18 protein-coding genes are annotated in these 20,494 nt (G+C 44.4%); 7 read left to right on the top strand and 11 right to left on the bottom strand.

The genetic code is table 11. The features are described from left to right. Positions 1-74: 74 nt before the first annotated feature. The gene (abc-f, locus tag LZG73_RS17805) at positions 75-1,679 is read right to left on the bottom strand and encodes a ribosomal protection-like ABC-F family protein (protein ID WP_233853118.1); all 1,605 of its coding nucleotides are present in this window, start codon (positions 1,677-1,679) and stop codon (positions 75-77) included. 277 nt (positions 1,680-1,956) lie between these two features. Here abc-f and LZG73_RS25525 point away from each other — a divergent pair, with 277 nt between their 5' ends. The 7 genes from LZG73_RS25525 to LZG73_RS17775 all read left to right on the top strand — a co-directional run bounded on the left by LZG73_RS25525 (position 1,957) and on the right by LZG73_RS17775 (position 7,129). Continuing rightward, positions 1,957-2,091: a hypothetical protein gene (locus tag LZG73_RS25525; protein ID WP_255697211.1), complete on the top strand. Its 135-nt coding sequence runs from the start codon at positions 1,957-1,959 to the stop codon at positions 2,089-2,091. Positions 2,092-2,121: 30 nt separating this feature from the next. Further along, positions 2,122-2,574: an organic hydroperoxide resistance protein gene (locus tag LZG73_RS17800; RefSeq protein WP_233853117.1), complete on the top strand. Its 453-nt coding sequence runs from the start codon at positions 2,122-2,124 to the stop codon at positions 2,572-2,574. Between the two features lie 411 nt (positions 2,575-2,985). Next, positions 2,986-3,918, top strand: coding sequence for a heme-binding domain-containing protein (locus LZG73_RS17795; protein WP_233853115.1), 933 nt, complete (start codon positions 2,986-2,988; stop codon positions 3,916-3,918). Positions 3,919-3,929: 11 nt separating this feature from the next. Further along, entirely contained in the window at positions 3,930-4,391 is a 462-nt protein-coding gene (locus LZG73_RS17790; protein ID WP_233853113.1) for a hypothetical protein, read from the top strand. 37 nt (positions 4,392-4,428) lie between these two features. Continuing rightward, a complete protein-coding gene (locus LZG73_RS17785; RefSeq protein WP_233853111.1) occupies positions 4,429-5,451 on the top strand; it encodes a sensor histidine kinase in 1,023 nt (340 codons plus the stop codon). Beyond that, entirely contained in the window at positions 5,432-6,193 is a 762-nt protein-coding gene (locus LZG73_RS17780) for a LytTR family DNA-binding domain-containing protein (RefSeq protein WP_233853110.1), read from the top strand. The genes LZG73_RS17785 and LZG73_RS17780 overlap by 20 nt, the downstream gene beginning before the upstream one ends. Before the next feature lie 123 nt (positions 6,194-6,316). Continuing rightward, positions 6,317-7,129, top strand: a complete 813-nt coding sequence (locus LZG73_RS17775) for a thioredoxin family protein (protein ID WP_233853108.1) — start codon at positions 6,317-6,319, stop codon at positions 7,127-7,129. Positions 7,130-7,142: 13 nt separating this feature from the next. On the opposite strand, the gene LZG73_RS17770 is transcribed toward LZG73_RS17775, so the two are convergent. The 10 genes from LZG73_RS17770 to LZG73_RS17725 form a co-directional block, all read right to left on the bottom strand. Beyond that, positions 7,143-9,761 (bottom strand): ABC transporter permease, encoded by a 2,619-nt coding sequence (locus LZG73_RS17770; RefSeq protein ID WP_233853106.1) that lies wholly within the window; start codon positions 9,759-9,761, stop codon positions 7,143-7,145. Continuing rightward, positions 9,758-10,093, bottom strand: coding sequence for a PadR family transcriptional regulator (locus LZG73_RS17765; RefSeq protein WP_233853104.1), 336 nt, complete (start codon positions 10,091-10,093; stop codon positions 9,758-9,760). Before LZG73_RS17765 ends, LZG73_RS17770 begins: the two co-directional genes overlap by 4 nt. A 240-nt stretch (positions 10,094-10,333) precedes the next feature. Next, entirely contained in the window at positions 10,334-10,570 is a 237-nt protein-coding gene (locus LZG73_RS17760; RefSeq protein WP_233853102.1) for a hypothetical protein, read from the bottom strand. Between the two features lie 99 nt (positions 10,571-10,669). Next, on the bottom strand, positions 10,670-11,659 hold the full coding sequence (locus LZG73_RS17755) for a hypothetical protein (RefSeq protein ID WP_233853100.1): 990 nt from the start codon (positions 11,657-11,659) through the stop codon (positions 10,670-10,672). 222 nt (positions 11,660-11,881) lie between these two features. After that, positions 11,882-13,363 (bottom strand): RagB/SusD family nutrient uptake outer membrane protein, encoded by a 1,482-nt coding sequence (locus tag LZG73_RS17750; RefSeq protein WP_233853098.1) that lies wholly within the window; start codon positions 13,361-13,363, stop codon positions 11,882-11,884. Positions 13,364-13,390: 27 nt separating this feature from the next. Beyond that, a complete protein-coding gene (locus tag LZG73_RS17745) occupies positions 13,391-16,744 on the bottom strand; it encodes a TonB-dependent receptor (protein ID WP_233853096.1) in 3,354 nt (1,117 codons plus the stop codon). Between the two features lie 271 nt (positions 16,745-17,015). Then, positions 17,016-18,143 (bottom strand): FecR family protein, encoded by a 1,128-nt coding sequence (locus tag LZG73_RS17740; protein WP_233853094.1) that lies wholly within the window; start codon positions 18,141-18,143, stop codon positions 17,016-17,018. 173 nt (positions 18,144-18,316) lie between these two features. Beyond that, on the bottom strand, positions 18,317-18,904 hold the full coding sequence (locus LZG73_RS17735; protein ID WP_233853092.1) for an RNA polymerase sigma factor: 588 nt from the start codon (positions 18,902-18,904) through the stop codon (positions 18,317-18,319). 133 nt (positions 18,905-19,037) lie between these two features. Beyond that, a complete protein-coding gene (locus LZG73_RS17730; RefSeq protein ID WP_233853090.1) occupies positions 19,038-19,403 on the bottom strand; it encodes a DUF2200 domain-containing protein in 366 nt (121 codons plus the stop codon). 104 nt (positions 19,404-19,507) lie between these two features. Next, on the bottom strand, positions 19,508-20,278 hold the full coding sequence (locus tag LZG73_RS17725) for an NIPSNAP family protein (protein ID WP_233853088.1): 771 nt from the start codon (positions 20,276-20,278) through the stop codon (positions 19,508-19,510). Positions 20,279-20,494: the final 216 nt, after the last annotated feature.

The following is a 20,494-nucleotide window of genomic DNA, read 5'->3' as shown; positions in this document are numbered from 1 at the left end:
GAATACGGTGTGAAAGCTTACTGGAAAAAGAACAAGCATCATGCAAATGCTAAACAAATGGCCTGCTTTTTACATTAATCACGTTGTGCTAATTCGTCAAGGTTGATAACCTTGCTTACCTGCACCTGTTCTAAAAAATAGTTGTCATGAGAAACAATCAGCAAAGTGCCCTGATAATGATTGATAGCGCTGATCAGGATTTCAATATTTTGAATGTCCAGATTGTTGGTTGGTTCGTCCAGTATAAGCATATCCGGTGCCTGGTTACTGATTGTCATTACACAAAGCATAAGGCGCATTTTTTCGCCGCCGCTGAGCGTGGCGCAAGGCTTCTCCCAATATTCTTTTGTAAATAAAAATCTGTTTAAGCGCGTTTTGACTTCATGTTCCTGCAATGCACCCGTATTATAGCCTTGCGCTTGCTGGTAAACGGTCAGTTCATTATCGATCAAAGAATAATCCTGATCGATATAAATTGCCTTGAATTCTGCGCGTTGGAGATGTCCGGAGCTCGGTTGAAGATCTCCTAAAATGATCCTGATCAAGGTTGTCTTGCCTGAGCCATTAAGTCCCTTGATTGCAATACGGTCACCGCCCATAATCTGGAAATCAAGTGGTGCTTTCCAAAGTGATTCTTCAAAACCCGCATTCAGATTTTCTGCGGTTACCAGAATTTTTCCGTGATGTAATGCTGAATTGTCCAGGTCCAGTTTCATTTTTCCGGGATCAGGAAGTTGGCTGCGCAATTCGCTGATATCCCTGGATATGGTTCCTATTTTTTCGGCATGCACACCTTTGATTTTGGAAGTGCTTTTCTCCGCACTGTTTTTAAGGGTGTTCATTAAAATCTTTGGCAGGCCAGCTTTTTCCTGTTTTTTCTTGCCGCGAGCATCAAGTTTTTGTTGTTGCTCTATCGTTTCACGTTCCGTCTCCTTTGCCTTCCGCAGCGCCTTTTCCTTAGTTTTTAGGTCGTGGGTCAGCGCAGCATTCTCGGTTGCTTTTTGGTCAACATAAAAATCATAATTACCACCAAACACCGTAATGCCGTCTTTGTCAAGCTCAAAAACAGTATTCAAAAGATTTAATAATGTGCGGTCGTGGCTTACAACAAGTAATGCATTGGTGGTGGAATTGATATACTCATACAAAATGCTTCTGCCTTGGCCGTCCAGATGATTGCTAGGCTCGTCAAGCAGGACGATCTCAGGGTTGTGAACCATAATGCCCGACAGAAAAACCTTTGTTTTTTGCCCGCCGCTTAATGTCTCCATCCGCTGGTTCAGGTCCAGCCCTTCTAGCTTCCAATGTGCCAGGGCCTGCTGGCAACGTTCTTCTATGGCCCAATCGTCTGCAAGGAGCGTGAGATTCGCTTCGGTGACTTTTCCTTCAAGGATTTCTTTTAGCGCATTGATTTTGTCGGCGGCACGCATTGCCTGCGCAATGGTGTATTCATTGAATTGCCCAAAAAGCTGTGGTACGTAATATGGCACAGAATCGGCCTTCACCGTTCCTTCCAATGGCATCAATTTCCCTGAGAGGATTTTCAAAAGCGTCGTTTTGCCAGCACCATTGTGGCCAATGAGCGCAATTTTTTCTTGTTTGTTAATGGTAAGATTTATGTCAGAGAACAAAATGTCCCTGTTAGGATGCGCGTAAGCGACATCATGAATATAAAGCATGATTTCTTTCTTTATTAGCGTGGACAATCTCAGCTGCCGCTGTGGTGGCGCTGTTTTATTTTTCCAAAAAGAAAGATGCTCTTACATGAAGTTTGTGATTGATTGGAGCGTGCAAAGATAAAAAAACAGGATTACATCGTGTCAGTTTTCAAAAAATCCTCGACCGGCAACCTGTCTAAATCAGCTCCTTTTTTGTCTACTTAAAGGCCATACTGCTGTTATACATTACTATCTGAACGTAGGTTTGAACCATTAAATGAATAATAACAGCAGAGTTATGAAAACTAAAACAACACCATATTACCTTCAAAGCTTTTTTCTATTTGTTATCCTGGGACTGGGCGTAGCCAAATCTAATTCCGAAGCATTTGCCGATGCGATACTGGAAGTGGCTGGTTGGATCAATCAATAATTTCAAAATAACTCTTAAATATCAATTACAATGGAAAATCAAATCGTTTTTGCAGCCAAAGCCGCTGCATCAGTTAGTAAGGTTTTGTATACAGGAAAAGTGCACATTACCGGCGGTCGCGAAGGCGCAGCAAAAAGCTCGGACGGGCGCTTGGATATTAATCTTTCTTCGCCTGGAACTTCCGGCCAAGGCACTAATCCGGAACAACTTTTTGCGGCTGGCTGGTCTGCCTGTTTTCTCGGAGCCATGCAAATCAATGCGTCTACTTTGAAGGTCAAGCTTCCTTTGGAGACATCCGTGGACGCAGAAATAGACCTGGCCTCCGGCGATGAAGGTTACGCATTACAGGCCAGGTTGCAGGTTAACCTTCCAGGCTTGTCGCAGGATGACGCCGCTAAGGTTGTGCAGGCCGCGCACCAGACTTGCCCGTATTCGAAGGCGACCAAAGACAATATCAATGTCGAGATCACAGTGGTGGTTTGATGTTGAGTATTCAAAAACAAAGTGATAGAAAGTTAAATAGTAAGCGCAGGCGTGAAACACCTGCGCTTTTTTGCACTTAGTGAAATGAGTGGGGCCGAAAAGAAGCAGGAAAATGAATGAAGAAGAATGCGAAGATAATGTCGAAGAATATGCCAGAGAAAACCCATTCTTTTAGTCGTAACAATTGATTGGAGTCAGCAGCACGGCAACACCGGAAAGTTTGGCCACACCTAGAATGGGCAGGATAGCCGAGTTGCTGGGTGTGCCAGCGGTGCCCATGCTTTATAATTGAATATTCAACTTCGGTATTGTCTAGTTCGAGGTGGAGTTTGTCTAAACCAAGGCATTTGCTCCGTAAACAAATGATGTCTGCATGTATTTTTGAGCTTTGGTAATAAAATTTACATTGAAATGAAAAAGCCGGGGTTAACATTTTACAAAAGCGCAGCGGTTGTGCTAATATTGATCTTTGTGGGACTACAGATCAGCTCACCTGACATTGAAAACCAGCCTGTGACGAGCGAAATTGCGGTCCCTGCGAATGTGAAGAAGATATTGGAGCGGGCGTGTTATGATTGCCATTCCAATGAAGCCAAGGTCGAATGGTTTGATAAGATCGCCCCGGCGTCTTTTGTGGTGGCGCATGATGTCAATGAGGCGCGCTCGCGGTTTAATTTTTCGGAATGGGATAGGAATCCGGCTGGTGTGCAGGAATTATTGCTTTGGGAAATGGTGAATGCGATCGAGCAGGGGAAAATGCCTTTGAAACGTTACCAGCTGGCGCATCCGGGCGGCAAAGTATCTGAATCTGAGCTTGCAGTTTTGAAAAAATATGTGAACACGCTTCCCGGACGGCATAAGGTGGATACATCCCGGATTGTTGCGCAAACTTCGGTGAATCATAAAGCTTCGAGTCAAAAAACGCCGGTTTCCTTAAATGGCATTCCCTATTCTTCGGACTACAAAAACTGGAAGATCATCAGCGTCACCGACAAACTCGATGGGGGCAGCATGCGGATCGTCTACGGAAATGATATTATGGTAAAGGCCATTGAAAAACGCGAACTTCCTTTTCCCGACGGGGCACGAATTGTAAAGGTAGTTTGGGGCAAACAGGCGGAGGATAACGATGGAAATGTGCTGCCGGGCAACTTCCAAAATGCACAGTTCATGATCAAAGACAGCAAAAAATACAGCGCCACCGAAGGCTGGGGATTTGCCAAATTCGATGGTCTAGACCTTAAACCTGCTGGGAAAACCATCCTCTTCGAGCAGACTTGCGCCAACTGCCATCGGCTGCTAGCGCCTGAAAATGATTTTGTATTCAACATTCCAACCAAATAAATTTTACCAAGATGAAATCCACCATTTCACTTTATATCATTGTGCTAGCACTGTTAATGCTGTCCTGCGACGAACGTAATACTGCTACTCTTGCGCCGGAATATTTGTACAATGCCGGAGATCAGAAGGTGATCAAATCCATCATTAACAACAAAAAGGGCACCATTGCAATGCTATATGGAAATGATCTTGCGCTGGAAACTGCTCACGATTCTTTGTCCAAACCAAACATTGGCGCGCATTATACATTGGTAACCTGGAAGCAAAAGCCAATGCCGCAATGGTATGGAACCAATATGAATGGCGAAATTTATTCCATAGAGCATTTGAAAATTGTGCAAAGAAATGAGACGCGATTTGCTTTTGACTATGATTTCCAGACCGGCAAAGCTTATCAGCCCAGCGACGACCGACCGGAAAAGCAGCAGCGGATTGAATTTATAACTTCCCAACAGGCTGCCGTTTTTCCCTAATAACAACTGGAATCGCACATCGACCGCCCGATTTGATATGGTAACAAAAGAAGCTTTCAAAGTCTCAAACAAAATCATCTGGACCAGCTCCATCGTGATCGGTTTACTTTCCTCGGTGCCGCAGCTGGCTTCACACCAGTTTGTGCCTCTCGAAGCGGCTGTGAATGCGGGCATTACAGCTGCATTTGCGGTGATTATGTGGTATTTCAATATTTACATGCTTTCGCAAAAAAATAACCGATCGCAGGGACAGCACATATCGTATGCCAAATTGCTGAATTCACTGGCGTTTGGTCTTGTTCTTATGCTCGGACTGGCTTATATTCAGCAACTTATATTGTCGCACATTGATTTTGGCCCTGCCATGTTGATGGTGGAAGTGCGTGGGATTTTAATCAACCTTGTGTTTTATATGTTCCTGAATATGCTGCAACAGAATTATGAAAATCAGCATGTGAGCATGGAATTGGAGCGGTTTCGAAATGATAATCTGAGTGCGCAATATGACCTTTTGAAACAGCAGGTGAATCCGCACTTTCTGTTTAATAGCCTGAATACGCTCAAAGCAATGGTCGAAACCGGCGATCAGCAATCTGTGGATTTTATATTACGGCTTGCCAACTTTTACCGTTATACGCTGGAAAGCCGCAAGCTGGATCTGATTCCTTTGAAAGAAGAAATGGAGATTCTGAATGCCTATCTTTTTTTGCAAAAAGCCAGGTTTGAAGACGGCTTTATTTTTCAAAACAAGATCGAGGACGCCGTTTTGGACACATTAATCCCTCCATTTACATTACAATTGTTGATCGAAAACTGTCTCAAACACAACATTGTATCACTCAGCCGACCGTTACACATCCGCATTCTCATTGATGGGGACAGCATTGTTGTCGAAAACCAGGTTCAGCTCAGAAAAAATCAGGAAGATTCCCTGGGTGTGGGGTTGAAAAACATTGAGCTCAAATACAGTCATTTATTAAACAGAAAGGTGGAGGTAATCAGCGACCAAAATCTATTTCAGGTTAGACTCCCTATCATTCATGAACATCGTAATCATTGAGGACGAGCTAAAAACAGCCCGGTCCCTTGAAAATATTTTACAGCAACTTCGCCCGCTAGCCAAAATCACGGGTCCTTATCAGAGCATTGAAGAAGCGGTTGAGGCGCTTTCCGCCGGCCCGCAGCCAGACCTTATTTTTATGGACATTCAGCTGGCCGACGGATTAAGTTTTGAGATCTTTAAATCTGTGGAGATTGTTTGTCCGGTCGTTTTTTGTACGGCATATGACGAATACTCGCTGGAAGCATTCAAGCGCAATGGCGTGGATTATGTGCTGAAACCATTCTCGAAAGAAGACATTGCAGGCGCGCTCGGCAAAGTCGACGACCTCAAAAACTTCTTCCAACAAAAAGCAATCCCAGACCTGAGCGAGTTACTGAGCAGGATGGCTCCCCAAGCCGAGAAAACCAGTTTTTTGGTATTTAAACATCAAAAATACACCACTGTCCAGACTGCGCAAATCGCCTTTTTCTACATTAGAAATGAAACTTCAATGATCATGTGTTTCGATGGACAGGAGTTTTCGCTAAATCAGGCGCTCGATCAAATCGCAGGATTAGTTAGCCAAAAGCAATTTTTCCGGGTGAACCGCCAGTATCTCGTTAATTTCTCAGCGATCAAGGAAATTGAGCATTATTTTATGCGGAAACTGTATGTGAAGCTGGTCATAGACACACCTGATCAATTGCTGATTAACAAGGAAAAAGCGCCCTCGTTTCTTGCATGGATGGAAAATCGTTAGCACGTAAAATTTTCACGGCCGTTATGTCTGATTGGCAGTTTCAATGGTCCTGTTCAACCCAAATCTTCTCGTTTTCTGCCGTGTGTGGTCATAAGTTTGGTTCATATTTAAAAATCAAAATCTATGAAAACGAAAAACATTTTGGCCTTAGTGTCAGGCTTATTGTTCATGGCAAACCTCAGCAACGGAGCAGTAAAACAAAAACCAGCCGACGACAAAACAGCAAAAGGCGACGGATTTGTTGTCCTGGAATTATTCACCTCCGAAGGCTGTTCAAGCTGCCCGCGCGCCGATGAGCTGCTAGGGAATTTACAAAAGCAAGCTGGTGAAAAACCGATTTACATCCTGGCTTACCACATTGATTATTGGGATCATCAGGGTTGGAGGGATATTTTCAGCAGCCCTGAAAATACCAAACGCCAATATTGGTATGCAAATAAGCTGAATGCGCAGGTTTACACGCCGCAAGTGATCGTCAACGGCAAAACCGAATTTGTCGGGTCGAATGAGGCGGCTTTGACCAATGCCCTGAGAAATGGTCTCCAAGGCAGCCCGGCCAACACATTAAAATTAACTGGAAAACCAGAAGCAGGAAAAATGGCCATCGCTTACCAATCGTCGGCAAGCAAGAATGTCGAGCTTATGATAGCAGTGGTTCAAAAAAATGCTGAGCGCCAGATTAAACGTGGTGAAAATGGTGGCCGTACATTGCGTCATGTGCAGATTGTGAGACGGTTGCAGTCATTTAAATTGGAAAAGCCAGCAAATGGCCAGGTTAGTATCACCCTGCCGAAAGAATTTATGGAAGCTGAATGGGAAGTCATTGGTTTTCTTCAAGATAAGGCGACAGGCGAAATTTTCGCGGCTGATAAGGTAGATATGAATAATAGAGCAATCTCCGTGGTGCCCGAACCATCGATGAAGTTATGCGAATGATCAACGACTTTCCTTAGTCGCTTTTCAAAACTTTTGCCGGGTTATTCCTGGCTGCTTTCATCGTTTGTGAACCAATAAGAAGGAAAGCCAGGAGCATGACGATGAATGCGCCGCCAAGCATTTCGGTCAGACTGATCGGCTGATGATAGACAAAACGGGTTAGGAGAACTTTGTCGAAGAAAAAGTAAGTAGCGGGCAATGCGATCAATGCTGAAATAAGCAGCAAAGCCAGAAAACCTTTGCATAACAAAAACACAAGACCGGTTTCGCTGGCGCCAAGTACTTTGCGGATGCTAATTTCCTTCAATTTGGTTTCCGTCGTAAATACGACCATACCGAACAAGCCCAGTGAAGCAATACAAATAGCAAGAAATGCAATGAAGCCGATGACTTTGATCATCATTGAAAACTGGCCATAAGCTGCCTCAATCTGTTCGTCATAAAACCGCGCATCCAGCTCATGGACTTTATCCAGTTTTTGCCAAACGGTTTTGATATTTGCGAGCGTGGCCGGCAGGTCTTTGGAGGCAATCTTGACATTGAGAAAACTTTCAGGCTCGGCGGAATAGCGGAATATCACGGGCTCGATCTTGTTTTCAAGAGTGCCATAATGAAAGTCTTTGAGCACACCGACAATGACAAGTTTGATTCCTCCAACGTCGACGATCTCACCCAATGCTTTTTCCGCATTACGATTTGCTATGTTAAAACGCTTCAATACTTGCTGGTTTACGATGATCTCGCTTTCTTTTCCTTTTCCAGGTCGCAGCTGAAAATTTTTTCCCGCAACAAATTTGTGATCGTGAAGCGGCAGATAATGTTCATCGACTGTGTTCAGCCAGACAACCGCCGAGTCGCCATGATATTTCAAACCTGTGCCATGGATGCTGCCGAGGCTGGTGACCATCATGGATTTGGAAATTCCTTTAACAGCCGGGATCTGTGACAACTCTTTGGCAACAAGTGCGCCATTGTTGCCTTTGAGCTTGATATTGACAATGTTATCTGTCGTAAAACCCAGATCAAATGACAGAAATCCTTTGTATTGTGTGTAGCCAACCACCGTTGCGGCTATGAATATGAGCGATAATGTAAACTGGGTCACGATCAATGCTTTGCGGATGCCGATCCGGCGGAAAATTTTTAAGCTGGACGCGTCTTTCATCACCACCAGCGCATTGATCTTTGAAAAAAATACCGCGGGTAAAAAACCGGCGATGATGCCGGTAACGGCCGCCAGCAGGATAAAAAGTATAATGGTTTTAAAAGAAATATCAAGCGTGAGCAGTTCGGGAATATTCTTGTCGAGCCCGAGGAATTGTTTTCTCAAGACCAAAAACAGGGCAAATGAAAATACCAGCGCGAGCAATGCAATGATGACCGACTCCGCAATAAACTGGCCTAATACATGACTTTTTTGCGCACCGATGATCTTTCGAATGCCGACCTCCCGCGACCTGCGCATCGAGCGTGCAATGGAGAGATTGGTATAATTGAAACATGCCGAAAGGATGATCACTAGTGCCAGTCCACCAAGTATCCATACCGTGATCGGGTCAACGGCGGGCCCCACATTGTTAGAGAGTGAGCCGGCCATGATAATCTCTCCAACCGGCTGCAGAGAGACCCATACTTTGCGGTTTGGCAATGTTTTGTTTTCCTGGACACTAAGTCTGTCTAGCGCGGGCTGTATGGTCGCCGGATCGACTTTGCCTGGGAATGTAACGTATACATAATTCGACCAGATATTTGCCCAGCTGTGAAGATCGGAATCCGTGTGATTGCCATCCAGCGTCGAAAATGAAACCAGCGCGTCGAAATCGATGTGGGACAATGCAGGAATGTCTTTTGCGACGCCGGTCACCACGAAACTGACGGTGTCAACTTGCACTGCTTTGCCCAGTGGCTCGGCATTACCGAACATTTTTTTAGCGGTTTTTTCGGTGAGGACCAGCGAATTGGGATTTTTGAGAGCAGTTGTGACGTCACCTTTAAGGAGGGGAAACGTAAAAATTTTGAGAAAAGAATTGTCAGCGTAAGTTGCCTGCAATGGAAACGTGGCATCGCCGACTTTCACATCGCCCGAAAACTCCCGCCGGATTATGGTAACATCTTCAACAGCAGGAATTGCCTCTCTAATCTTTTCGCCAACTTCTACCGAAGTTGAAGCCAGCTTCAAGTCAGAGGTTTGCCCTTTTTCCAACGTTTTAGTAATCACCCGGTAAGTTCGGTTTTTCTTTCCCTGAAAATCGTCATACGAATAAAAATCAGTGACAATGGAGATGACCAGCAACCCAACTGACATGCTGACTGCGAGTCCGATAATATTAATCAATGAAAACAATTTATTACGGACGAGGCTTCGCCGGGATGTTTTGAGATAGCTGCCGATCATGATCCAATGAATGAAAATGTTGAAGAACTCTATTTTTCGGATGGTATAAGGTCTCAAAAACTTGATCACATCGATCGCGTAGATCAGCCGGGCTTTTCTGGCGCCTTTTTGCTGCACATTCCTTTCAAAATATTCGTTAAGGTCGCCTTCAAGATCTTCCAGCAAGCGCGGGCGGCAGTACCAATGCAGAAAACGGGTCGCCCAGCGCGGGGGTGTGGCTTTTTCTTTCTGTTTCATATCGAACCTTCCAGGTTAAAGCCGGGGATGTTGCGCCAGATGTTTTCGCGTATTTCTTTCGCTTTCAATAACGCGACCTTGCCGGTGTGGCTCACTTCATAGTAGCGTTTCCGTTTGCCGCCGCGCGTGCTGGTAGCATCACCAAGCCGGCTTTTTGCCAGTCCTTTTTCTTCCAGCCGGTTGAGTACGGAGTGTACCACGCCGAGTTTGGCACTGCGACCGGAGAATTTTTCGAGCTCATCGCAAATGGCAACACTATATGCTTCGCTGGCCAGGGAAGCGATTGTGAGTAATACCAGTTCTTCAAATTCGCCCAGATTGGCTCCTTTCATGGATAATGGGTTTATTAAGTATATTGTCACGAAATGTATGTATTATCATTTATTAATTCATGTTTTGTATGTAAAATAATTTTTATAAAGCAGCTTTATGTATTTGAAAAGGGATAATCTTACTCGCTCCGTAAGCTTCTTACGGGGTTTATCAATGCTGATTTAATGCATTCTGAAAGGCCAAATAAGCCAAGCGTCCAATAAAGATCGCGATGCCGGTGAAAATCCATAATAACGATCTCAGTTTGTTCTCAGATAGGAAGCAAACTCACTTAAATTGATTAGCGGAATTTGTGAGTGGAACTTTGCATTGATAACCTTGATCGTTTCATTGGCAATGACAGCGTTTCCAATTGCAGATGGGTAAATTCCATCGCTTGAAAAGAAATTCCCGCCTGGCTTTCCACTGATTTTCATACCATCCTCTGTCACGTAACTGCCTTCTGAAATCTTCGCGTACAAAGCTTCAAGATCCACGACCAGCAATTTTTTCTCATTTGCTTCTTGGCGGATACGTTTGTTGGTAGCGGTAGGTGTTCCCCATTCCTGGCGCTCAGGATTGAATGGCGTTGCGTATTACTTTTGCCAATCGTAATAGGCTAAATGCTTGAAAGCCGGCAATGTATAGACGATTCCCTGAGCACCCGATCTTTGCGCCAGTTCAGCCACATTGATAGCAAGCGCAGACGTTTCAGATGATGCATTCTGCCAGTCCATGCCCTCAGCTTTGTTTTTCAAGTTCAGTTCAGTCCACAAATCAAATCCAAAGCTGGACAGCACAATTGCTGGCTTTTTGGAGTTCAGACTCTTGTTTAACAGGTCCCAATAACTATCCCTGTATTTGTCAGCATTGGGTTGCATGCGCCAAAAAAAGATCATATCCTCTGTCCAGCCACGGCCGTCGTTGCCATAGATCCATCCATTTTCTTTGGGTGAAAGCGTGCCGCTAATTCCTGCGTGATCGACCTTGGGCTCAGACATGTTTTCAACATCCCCGCCAAGATATGGGACCAGTTCAGGGACGTGGCTCCGTGATATTATCGCCAGGTTATTACTCACCTCAGACCAGGATGGCTGGCTACTCGTTTTGTTAACCACCAGATATCCGGTTCCATTCCCATGTTCGAGGTCAAACAATGGCGATTTGAAATCCTTTAAAGCCATCTGACGCGCCACCAGATTGGGAAAGGCAGTTTGTTGCCCTGCCCTGTACAACCCTCCATCCGTCCAACCTGATGACATTCCATCTCCAAAAGCCAGCAAAGGCGTATTTGTTCCTGTCAAATTGAGATTACCGTTATTAAAGGGACGCAATTCCTTTTTGAGCCACGGAAGTAACGGGCTCTCCATTGGAGCTTTCGAAACTTCGCCGTCGATAAAGCCAACATCAATGTATCGTTTCAGAAACGCCGGATCTGGCATCTGCCCAGTGTTTGGAATACTTGGTGTAATGCTATCCGTAATCTCCTTTTCAACTTCTATTATTTCCGCAGACTTGCGGCATGATAAGGTACAAGCAAAACAAACGGCACTCACAAAAATGGATGTTCGCAGAAACTTCTTCATACAACTTATAAATAATAGAGGCTGAACGCATTATGTAACCAAAGCTAACAAAATAATTTAATACACAGCCTATTCCGACCTGTTAAAAACAGGGGAAAACTTGTGGCTCTTTTGTTTGAGTCTGACGGACACAAGCACATTGTGTTCAGGGAAGTTACCTGGAAGGATTAGGCTAGGGTAAACAACAAAGAGGGCGCCCCTGACGCCCTCTTTGTTGTTTATTTACTTGTAAGCTGGATGCTGCCGGAGGTTTGGATTTACGTCCAGTTCATCTTGTGGAACCGGGAATGCGTAGTGCTTTTCTTCCGGTTTAAAATTGGTAATTCTTTTGATAATAGCATTCTGACGCTTTAAGTCAAAAAAGGCATGGCCTTCTTCGCAAAGTTCCCAGGCGCGCTCCTGAATGATGGCGTTTCTTAAAGATTCTTTGGTCATCGAACCGGGTGTTAAAAGTGCAAGTCCTGCTCGTTCCCGGACAGCATTAATGCCTTTAACAGCCGCAACGCTAGGCCCTTTTGCTTCATTTTCAGCTTCTGAATGCATTAAAAGCACATCGGCATAGCGGGTAAGCGGCAGGTTTGTAGCATAATCGCCTGTGCCCGTTGCTTTGTTGTCGTCCTGGTTAATCAGTTTGTTAAAATGCGGCAATGTGATCGTCTTAGGATATTCGTAGACAGTCCCATTTCCACGGATGTCAGGATAAGAAACAACAAATGTTTTGGTACGTCTCTTATCTTTTGGATCCATTGAATTGAAGAATTTCTCTTCGGCAACCAATGAGGACCAGCCATCCAATCGCAGCTGATTTCCGCTGCGTATTGCTGTAAATGTTGGAAAGTCCTTTCCCAGACCAATCCCGCTTTCGAGTTCGAGACTGAAAATGTATTCTTTTCCATGCTCATTGGCGAGGGTGAAAACATCGTCATAACGCGCATGCAAGCCATAGCCATACGCAGCATTGTTAATGATCTTGTTGGCTTCGTCAGCGGCCAGTGCCCAGTATTCCGGTTTGTTCCAGGGTTTTCCGGCTCTGGTCAGATAGGCCTTTGTTAACATTGTCTGTGCGGCACCGGCGGTTGCTTTCCCAATGTTTTTCCCGGTTTGTGTTGCTGGTAAAACAGATAAGGCATACTTAAAATCATCAATAATCAATGTCCAAACCTGGTCATCGGTATTTTCATTAGACGGATAAAGTTCTGTCGAGTTTTCCACCACAACATAAGGCACGTGATCGAAGAAGCGAACAAGCGTCAGGTAGGCTAATCCACGTAGGAATCTTGTTTCGGCCAGGATCTGATCTTTGTTTGCAGGATTGGCATAGGTCACCTGATCGGCATATTGAATCACTGTATTGGCGCGGTTTACCATTTTAAAAAGCCCACTCCAAAGTTGTTTGAAGCCCGTAGAACTTGGTGTCCAAGTATATTGGTCGAGCTCCGTGCGCCATGCTTCGCCGGAGTTATTTGGCCAGGAAGACTCGCCCGGATATTCGGCTGCAAGCCATGCTTGCCTTCCATAGACTTCAAAGGCATGCATCGCATTGTATACCGAAATAACGCCGGCCTGCATATCCGCTTCTGTTTGATAGAAGTTTTGCGGCGTCAGCGCATCGAAAACCTTTTCTTCTAAAAAACTCTCATGACAGCCAAACAGGCTGGTCACAAAAATTGCAGAAGATACCCATATTTTAAGATTTGTTTTCATATCTGATTTTGTAGCAACATTGATAAATTAAAAGCCCACATTAACCCCAACCAGGAATGTTCTGGCGGCAGGGTAGGCGTTATAGTCTACGCCGAGTTGAAGGTTGTTGTTTCCTGGTGAATTTACTTCGGGATCAAATCCGGAGTATTTTGTAAAAGTCAGCAGGTTCTGGCCTGACACATACACACGGCAGGAACTAATGCCTTTGGACGGTTTGAAAGTGTAACCCAAAGATGCAGTCTTCACACGCAAGAATGATCCGTCTTCAATCAGCCAGGACGATTGTACCAGGAGCGGATTTACAGTTACGCGGGCACGTGAAATATTGGTGTTCGTATTGGTCGGCGTCCAACGGTCAAGAATCTCTCTTCTTTGGTTTCCCCAAGGTCCGGAAACATTGCTTTCTGCACGCTGAATGTTCAGAATGTCGTTTCCATAAGTTCCTTGCATGTAGACTGAGAGATCGAAACCTTTGTAAGATAAATTGTTGGACCATCCGAATATAAAATCAGGATTTGGGTCACCAACGATCATCCGGTCTTCGGCCAGGTTAATAGAGCCGTTTCCATTGCGATCAACGAATCTTGCATCACCTAATTTATCGTTACTGGTTGACCTTGGTCCTCTGTCAAGCTGATCCTGATCCTGGAATACGCCATCGTATTGCAGCAAATTCCAAACGCCAACCGGCAGACCGGGTGCAAGCCAGCTTCCGTTCACTTTTAAGTGGCCCGAAAGTTCGCCCTGTGAAGTAGGGGTGTAGCCTGGAATTTCAAGCACTTTATTGCGGTTCATCGACCAGTTTGCCTGGGAGTTCCATTTGAATTCCTTCGCGAAGATTTCACCGCCAATACTTAGTTCAAGTCCTTTGTTTTGCAGACTTCCAACGTTTCTGAAAATAGAAGCAAAACCGGAAGTTTGCGGAATGCTAATGTTCCAAAGCAGATCTGTCGTCTTTTTGTAATAATAATCAGCTACGAAATTCAGGCGATTGCCAAAAAGATCGAGGTCGATACCAAAATCCGTGGTTGCCGTCGTTTCCCAACGCAGATCCGGGTTCGCAATGTTGCCGGGTGCCAAGCCTGAAACGAGCGCACCGCTTAGGTCATAGTTGAATACACCTAACCGGGCCAGTGACTGATAATTTGAAATATTCTGGTTACCCGTTTTACCAAAACTCGCACGCACTTTCAAATTGCTGATCGCCTCAATTGATTGAATGAAAGATTCTTCCGACAGTTTATATCCGACCGCAACGGATGGGAAAAATGCCCATTTGTTGTTAACGCCGAATTTCGAGCTGCCGTCTGCACGGCCGGTTAGGGAAAGCAGATATTTGTTGTTAAAAGTATAATTGATCCTTCCCAGATACGAAACCAGCTTGCTTTGGTTTTTATATGAATCCGGGCTGGTAAATGCAGCGCCGGCATCCAAATTATCGGGTCCATACAAATCAGTCAGGAAGTTGCTTGAATAAGCGCTGAACTGCTGGTCCCTGTCCATTTGCAGCGTATATCCCGCAACAGCATTGAATTGATGCTTATCAAAAGTTTTGTTATAACTTAAAATGTTCTCGTTCAAATAAGACGAGGAACGGCGGTTCGACTGGCCTGCACGACCATTTGAATTGAAACCATTGACTGTTTGACGTGGCTCATAGGTTTCGCGGCTTGCGCTTGACATGTCTGTTCCCAAAGAAACTTTCAGCGACAAATCCGTGATAATGTTCCAGGTAAACGCCATTGTCCCTAACACGCGGTCTACGTTCTGAAAATCCTTTTGGAACAAAACAATGGGCACAGGATTGTGAACCGTAGATCCGCCTGGTGTTGGATTTAGGCGTGTATAACTGCCATCCTGTTGGAAAATGGGCACGGTTGGAGGCATAATGAGCGCAGCATTTACCGTGTTCGCATTTCCTCCGCCATCACCTTCCGAGCGACCGTTGTTACCCCAAACTTTGCTTGCTGTAAGATTGGTGCTCAACATCACGTTTTTGCTGAGTTTTGTATCAATGTTCGCTCTGATAGATGCCCGTTTGAAATCAGAATTTTTCAACACCCCTTTTTGGTCAAAATAACTTCCTGATACGGCAATTTTAGTATTGTCATTACCGCCTGAAATGCTCAGCGTATGATTCTGGATGGCTGCTGATCTGAAAATTTCATCTTGATAATCAACTCCTTCGCCGAGTGAGGATGGATCAGGGAAATTGTAAAGATCCGTCGCATTTGGATATGCAGGCGTCGCTACGCCATCATTCGCTCTGGCTTCATTGACCAATGTTGCAAATTCCCGGGCATTCATCATATCCAGCTTTTTAATCACTTTTTGCACTCCATAATAACCATCGTAGGTTACGGAAGTTTTTCCGGCTTTGCCGCGTTTTGTAGTGATAAGCACAACGCCATTGGCACCCCGCGAGCCGTAAATGGCTGTGGCCGAAGCATCTTTCAAAATTTCCATGGAAGCAATGTCGCTCGGGTTTATCGAAGCAAGCGGGTTCTGCCCCGCACCATTGCCACCCGCCGTCCCGCCGGCCGTAATTGGATATCCGTCAATAACATACAATGGTTCGTTACCGCTGCTCAGCGAATTCCCACCACGAATCCTGATCGAAACCCGCCCACCCGGAGCCGAGGAGCCCTGCGTTACCTGAACGCCCGCAGCGCGTCCCTGTATGGCCTGATCAAATGAAGTCGTTGGCAATCTTTTCAGGTCTTCTGCCTTAATAGAGGAAATAGAACCGGTCAGGTCACTTTTTCGCTGCGTTCCGTAACCCACAACAACCACTTCTTCCAATGCTTTATCATCGGTTTTGAGTGTCACATCCAATGTTGTTCTGCTGCCTGCTTCTATTTCCTGGGTCAGATAGCCAACGTAGGAAAACACGAGTATGCTGCCAGTTTCTGTAATTTCAATCTGATATTCTCCGGATGTATTGGTGGTTGCACCTTTCGATGTTCCTTTTACCACAATGTTCACACCCGGCAGCGCTTCGCCTTTTTCATCTGTCACTTTTCCGTTCAATGTTTGCAAAACAGCGGGTTTCTGGGCAGATAATGCACGCGCTTCTTCTCTTGGTTTTTCTTTCTTTTTTATAACAATGTTCTTTTTGAAAACCTTATACGAAAGCGGCAAGTCGGCAAAAAGCTGGTCAAGAGCCTGGTCGATCGTTGCATTTTTCAGGTTTACCGAAACGAGCTGTGCAGAAGGCAAATCCAGCTTGTCGTACAGGAAAAGATAGTCAGTCTGGCTTTCAATGGCCGTAAAGGCTGCTTCAATGGAAATATTCTTGCTCTCCATTGAAATTTTCTGGCTGTACCCGGTGGCAGTCACCTGCGACAGGGTTGCCATAAGAAATAGCGTTACCAGTTTCATAGTCAAAAAGAGTTTGGCTGGTATGGCTAACCGGTTAGATAGTCCACGCCGGAGTAAAAATATAATTATCATATATTTGTGAAATTAGGTTATACGTTAATCGCTTCGAAATAGGATTTTAATGGACTGGCCTAAGTTTGCGCAGGGGAGATGTTTGCTGCATTTTCCCTGTTTTTTATTTCAGGCCACATATTCACGTCGGCGGCTTTCTCGATCTTCTCATATCTTTTTCGTTTAGTAGTTTAAATCTTTGAACGTAATAGCATATACGTTAATGTTGCTTTGTAGAAACAATAACCCGACTGTCTTCCATCCTGCATGCAACACCCATATAATTTAGCATTTGCAGCAACTCCGAAATGTTCACATCCATCGGGATTTTTCCCGAACACTGCCTCACGGGAACGGTGCCTTCATAACGGATCTCCACATCATACCACCTGGCCACCTTTCTCATAATTTGCGGAATGCCGGCATCCCGGAAATAAAACAGACCCTTTTTCCAGGCAATGGCTTCTTCAACATCCACCATATGCGTTGTAATTTTTCCGGATGCACCAACGGAGGCCTGCTGGCCAGGTTTCAGCCGTTGGTTAATGTGTTTATTTGTTAGGGAAACAGAGCCTTCCACCAACGTTGTTCTGGAAATACTGTCGTCTTTGTAAGCCATTACATTGAAGCTTGTCCCCAAAACCTCCACCTCAGTTTCCCCGAAACGGACTTTGAATGGCCTGCTTTTATCTTTTTGCACTTCGAAGAAAACTTCCCCGGTAACCTCAACCATCCGTTCGTCTTTTGCGAAAGCAGCGGGATATTTTATAGACGATAAAGCGTTAAGCCAAACCTTACTTCCATCCGGAAGGAAAATCTGATATTGGCCACCTTTCGGTGTCGAAAGCATGTTGATCTGGTTCAGAGGCAGATCATTTTCGTTGTCTGCCGAACTGTAAACCAGCTGGCCATTCTCTTTTTTACTGATTTTCGTAGCGCCCTGTGTTGCCAGTAATCCGTTGGCTGCACTATCCAGAATGATCGTGGAACCGTCTGCCAATGTTAACAAAGCACGGTTGCCTCCCGGCGGCAAGTCTTTAACCGCAGCTTTGACAATTGTGACCTGCTCCTTTGTTTTGGCTAGTTTGAATTTATAAAATGCACCAAATCCAATCAGCAGCACGACGGCCGCCGCGGCTAAACGCCACACACCAAAAAATCTTGCCTGGAGTGGTCCATCATCCTCTGAATCGTCGTCATTAACAAGATCAGGTTCAATTATGGAATTCAGGATTTTGTCACTTGTCTGTTTTGTGAAAAAAACGTCATCAATGCGCTGGTTTTTCCAAAATTCTTCCAGCAACGCACTGAGCTGTTCATCGTGTTTTGCTTCCCGTATCATTGACATTAACTCTGCCGTCTGCTCGCTGGTAGCATCTCCGGAATAGTACAGATTGAACAAATAAATTAATCTCGTAGCATATTCATCCATAGAAAACAGTCATGCAGGCCATACAAGCATTGCGTCTGCATACAAGACAAAAAGACTGTTAAAACGGAGGCATTGAAATATGAATATTTTTAAAAAAATTTGAACATAATCAACAATGTGCTGATTGTCAGATTCTTACGAATGTAGCAAGTGATGGACTCAGTAGAAATTTGCAGGTATTTTTTTACAGTTTTCTGTGAAATGCTAAGACGGTTAGCGATTTCAGCATATTGCAAACGTTCATGACGGCTCAGCAGATAAACCAATTTTTGTTGCTTTGGAAGCTGATCAATGGCTTGATCAACAAGACTGTATCGCTCGTTGTCTTCGCTCGATTCTTCCGGTTGCGTTTCTAAATTCCAGACATCCAAGTGGGAAGTGAGCGCCTTTTCATTTGCTATCTTTTTAAGACAGTTCAGCGCATGGTTTTTGGAAATGACAAGCAGATATGCCTGGAAATTATTGATTTCGCCAAGTGAGGCTCGGTTTGTCCAGACTTTCAGGAACACATCCTGCACAATTTCCTCAGCAAGCTCGTCAGATTTTAAAATGTGAAAAATATACGATCCCAGTTTATGATGATACTTATTGAACAAGGCTCGGAATGCCCTTTCATTGCCGCTGGCGACTTGCTGCAATATTTCTTTTTCACCATTGAGTAGAGCCGGATATGACATTTTAGGAGACGTAAATATTTAGGCATCACAAATCGAAACTAGATGTAACATAACAAATGTAACCTTTAATTGACAAATATTTTACATTTAAAATTGGTATATCAATACTTGAAAAGCATGTAAATCAAAATTATCATGCCTTCCGAAGGATCTTCTCCATCTTTCTGCCTTTCGCCAGTTCGTCGACCAGTTTGTCCAGATATCGTACTTTTCGGGTAAGCGGATTGTCAATCTCCTCAATGCGATAGCCGCAGATTACGCCGGTGATCAGGTCTGCATTCTGGTTCAATTCTGCCTTCTTGAAAAATGTATCGAACGTTACTTTTTCGTCGACCAGGCCTTTCAATGTTTCTTCGTCAAAGCCAGTCAGCCATGTGATTACCTGATGCAGTTCTTCTATGGTCCTGCCTTTGCTTTCAACTTTTGTAATGTAGTGGGGATACACTGACGAAAAGGTCATTTTAGCCATCCGCTCATTGTGTTCAGGTGTTATCTGCATACTTTTTCGTGCAAGTTGAATTCAATTGTAATCAAGAATAATTTATTGCTTGAATGAAGCGAAAATAAATATGGTGCTTGCCCAATTTACAGTCACATCACCTGTTATATCTCAGAATAAGTTACCGGATGAAGCAGATAAATGTCTGCTCTTAAAAAGTTATGTGCATATTCCGGGAGGGCATTTAGCTTTACCCACTCAGGATCAGCACTAAACGCTTTCCAATGTGCATCCCGCTCTACTTTATTGTCGAATGAAGTCATATAGATCAGGCTGGGCAATTTGCTGCCAGCTTTGACTTTTCCGCAAAATACCGTGTTGAAACCAAGGCGTTTGAAAATATCAAGCTCACCATTATTAAACTGGCTTATTTTATTGTCATGCAGTTTCTCACTGGCTGCTTCATATCTCCGAAGTTCATAAATCCTGTCAGCAGCGTCTGATTTTAGGTCGGGCACTTTAAGCAACGGCATTCCAGAAATCGATTCCATGAGAACGGATTCAATGCCCTTGAACACCGGGTTGTCAAAGCTTGTGTTAAGATAGTCATCGCCCGCAGCTAGAAAGGTTTTATCATTTGCCATCTTCTCCGCCAAGGATAAAAATTGGTCTGCCGACTTAAATGGTATCAGCACATAGATCAGCGAATCGGCATCGCTGGCAGGTTTGAAAACGCCAACTTTTCCGATGCCGGCACGGTGAAGTGCTGGGAGGTAAGCCTGTTTTAGAAACGTTTCCAGTCGCTCACGCTGGCTGCTGTCTTTGACATGATAAGTTTTCAGCTCATAAAGTTCCCGTTTCTTTGCAAAGCCCGAGGCCTGGCCTAACGATATGATCACTAATAATACGCTTGCAAAAAGTCCTGATAATCTCATTTTATACATGTGGTTTAGTTCTTTGTTTTTATTTAGTGATCTTGACTTTTAGTCAAAACGCTTCATCCGTTATGACAAATTACACCAGGTTTTTTGTTGATCTAGCAATTTTTGGATTTTTTGTTTCAACCGTTGTCAATGAACTGATTTAATTCCGTTGACCATTTTAGCTCTCGGTTAATGGTTTTGCAAAACAAATACTTAATTTAATTGCTT

This window comes from Dyadobacter sp. CY326 (assembly GCF_021390515.1).
GTDB lineage: Bacteria > Bacteroidota > Bacteroidia > Cytophagales > Spirosomataceae > Dyadobacter.
Note: the sequence above shows the minus strand (reverse complement) of the source record. Positions and strands in the feature narration are given on the sequence as shown.

What these genes read in the sequence shown, in the direction of transcription:
- LZG73_RS17745 (WP_233853096.1), bottom strand. Translation starts at nt 16,744, where the DNA reads ATGAAACTGGTAACGCTATTTCTTATGGCAACCCTGTCGCAGGTGACT.
- LZG73_RS17765 (WP_233853104.1), bottom strand. Translation starts at nt 10,093, where the DNA reads ATGAAAGGAGCCAATCTGGGCGAATTTGAAGAACTGGTATTACTCACA.
- LZG73_RS17750 (WP_233853098.1), bottom strand. Translation starts at nt 13,363, where the DNA reads ATGAAAACAAATCTTAAAATATGGGTATCTTCTGCAATTTTTGTGACC.
- LZG73_RS17730 (WP_233853090.1), bottom strand. Translation starts at nt 19,403, where the DNA reads ATGCAGATAACACCTGAACACAATGAGCGGATGGCTAAAATGACCTTT.
- LZG73_RS17800 (WP_233853117.1), top strand. Translation starts at nt 2,122, where the DNA reads ATGGAAAATCAAATCGTTTTTGCAGCCAAAGCCGCTGCATCAGTTAGT.
- LZG73_RS17790 (WP_233853113.1), top strand. Translation starts at nt 3,930, where the DNA reads ATGAAATCCACCATTTCACTTTATATCATTGTGCTAGCACTGTTAATG.
- LZG73_RS17770 (WP_233853106.1), bottom strand. Translation starts at nt 9,761, where the DNA reads ATGAAACAGAAAGAAAAAGCCACACCCCCGCGCTGGGCGACCCGTTTT.
- LZG73_RS25525 (WP_255697211.1), top strand. Translation starts at nt 1,957, where the DNA reads ATGAAAACTAAAACAACACCATATTACCTTCAAAGCTTTTTTCTATTT.
- LZG73_RS17780 (WP_233853110.1), top strand. Translation starts at nt 5,432, where the DNA reads ATGAACATCGTAATCATTGAGGACGAGCTAAAAACAGCCCGGTCCCTT.
- abc-f (WP_233853118.1), bottom strand. Translation starts at nt 1,679, where the DNA reads ATGCTTTATATTCATGATGTCGCTTACGCGCATCCTAACAGGGACATT.
- LZG73_RS17740 (WP_233853094.1), bottom strand. Translation starts at nt 18,143, where the DNA reads ATGTCAATGATACGGGAAGCAAAACACGATGAACAGCTCAGTGCGTTG.
- LZG73_RS17795 (WP_233853115.1), top strand. Translation starts at nt 2,986, where the DNA reads ATGAAAAAGCCGGGGTTAACATTTTACAAAAGCGCAGCGGTTGTGCTA.
- LZG73_RS17785 (WP_233853111.1), top strand. Translation starts at nt 4,429, where the DNA reads ATGGTAACAAAAGAAGCTTTCAAAGTCTCAAACAAAATCATCTGGACC.
- LZG73_RS17735 (WP_233853092.1), bottom strand. Translation starts at nt 18,904, where the DNA reads ATGTCATATCCGGCTCTACTCAATGGTGAAAAAGAAATATTGCAGCAA.
- LZG73_RS17775 (WP_233853108.1), top strand. Translation starts at nt 6,317, where the DNA reads ATGAAAACGAAAAACATTTTGGCCTTAGTGTCAGGCTTATTGTTCATG.
- LZG73_RS17725 (WP_233853088.1), bottom strand. Translation starts at nt 20,278, where the DNA reads ATGAGATTATCAGGACTTTTTGCAAGCGTATTATTAGTGATCATATCG.
- LZG73_RS17755 (WP_233853100.1), bottom strand. Translation starts at nt 11,659, where the DNA reads ATGAAGAAGTTTCTGCGAACATCCATTTTTGTGAGTGCCGTTTGTTTT.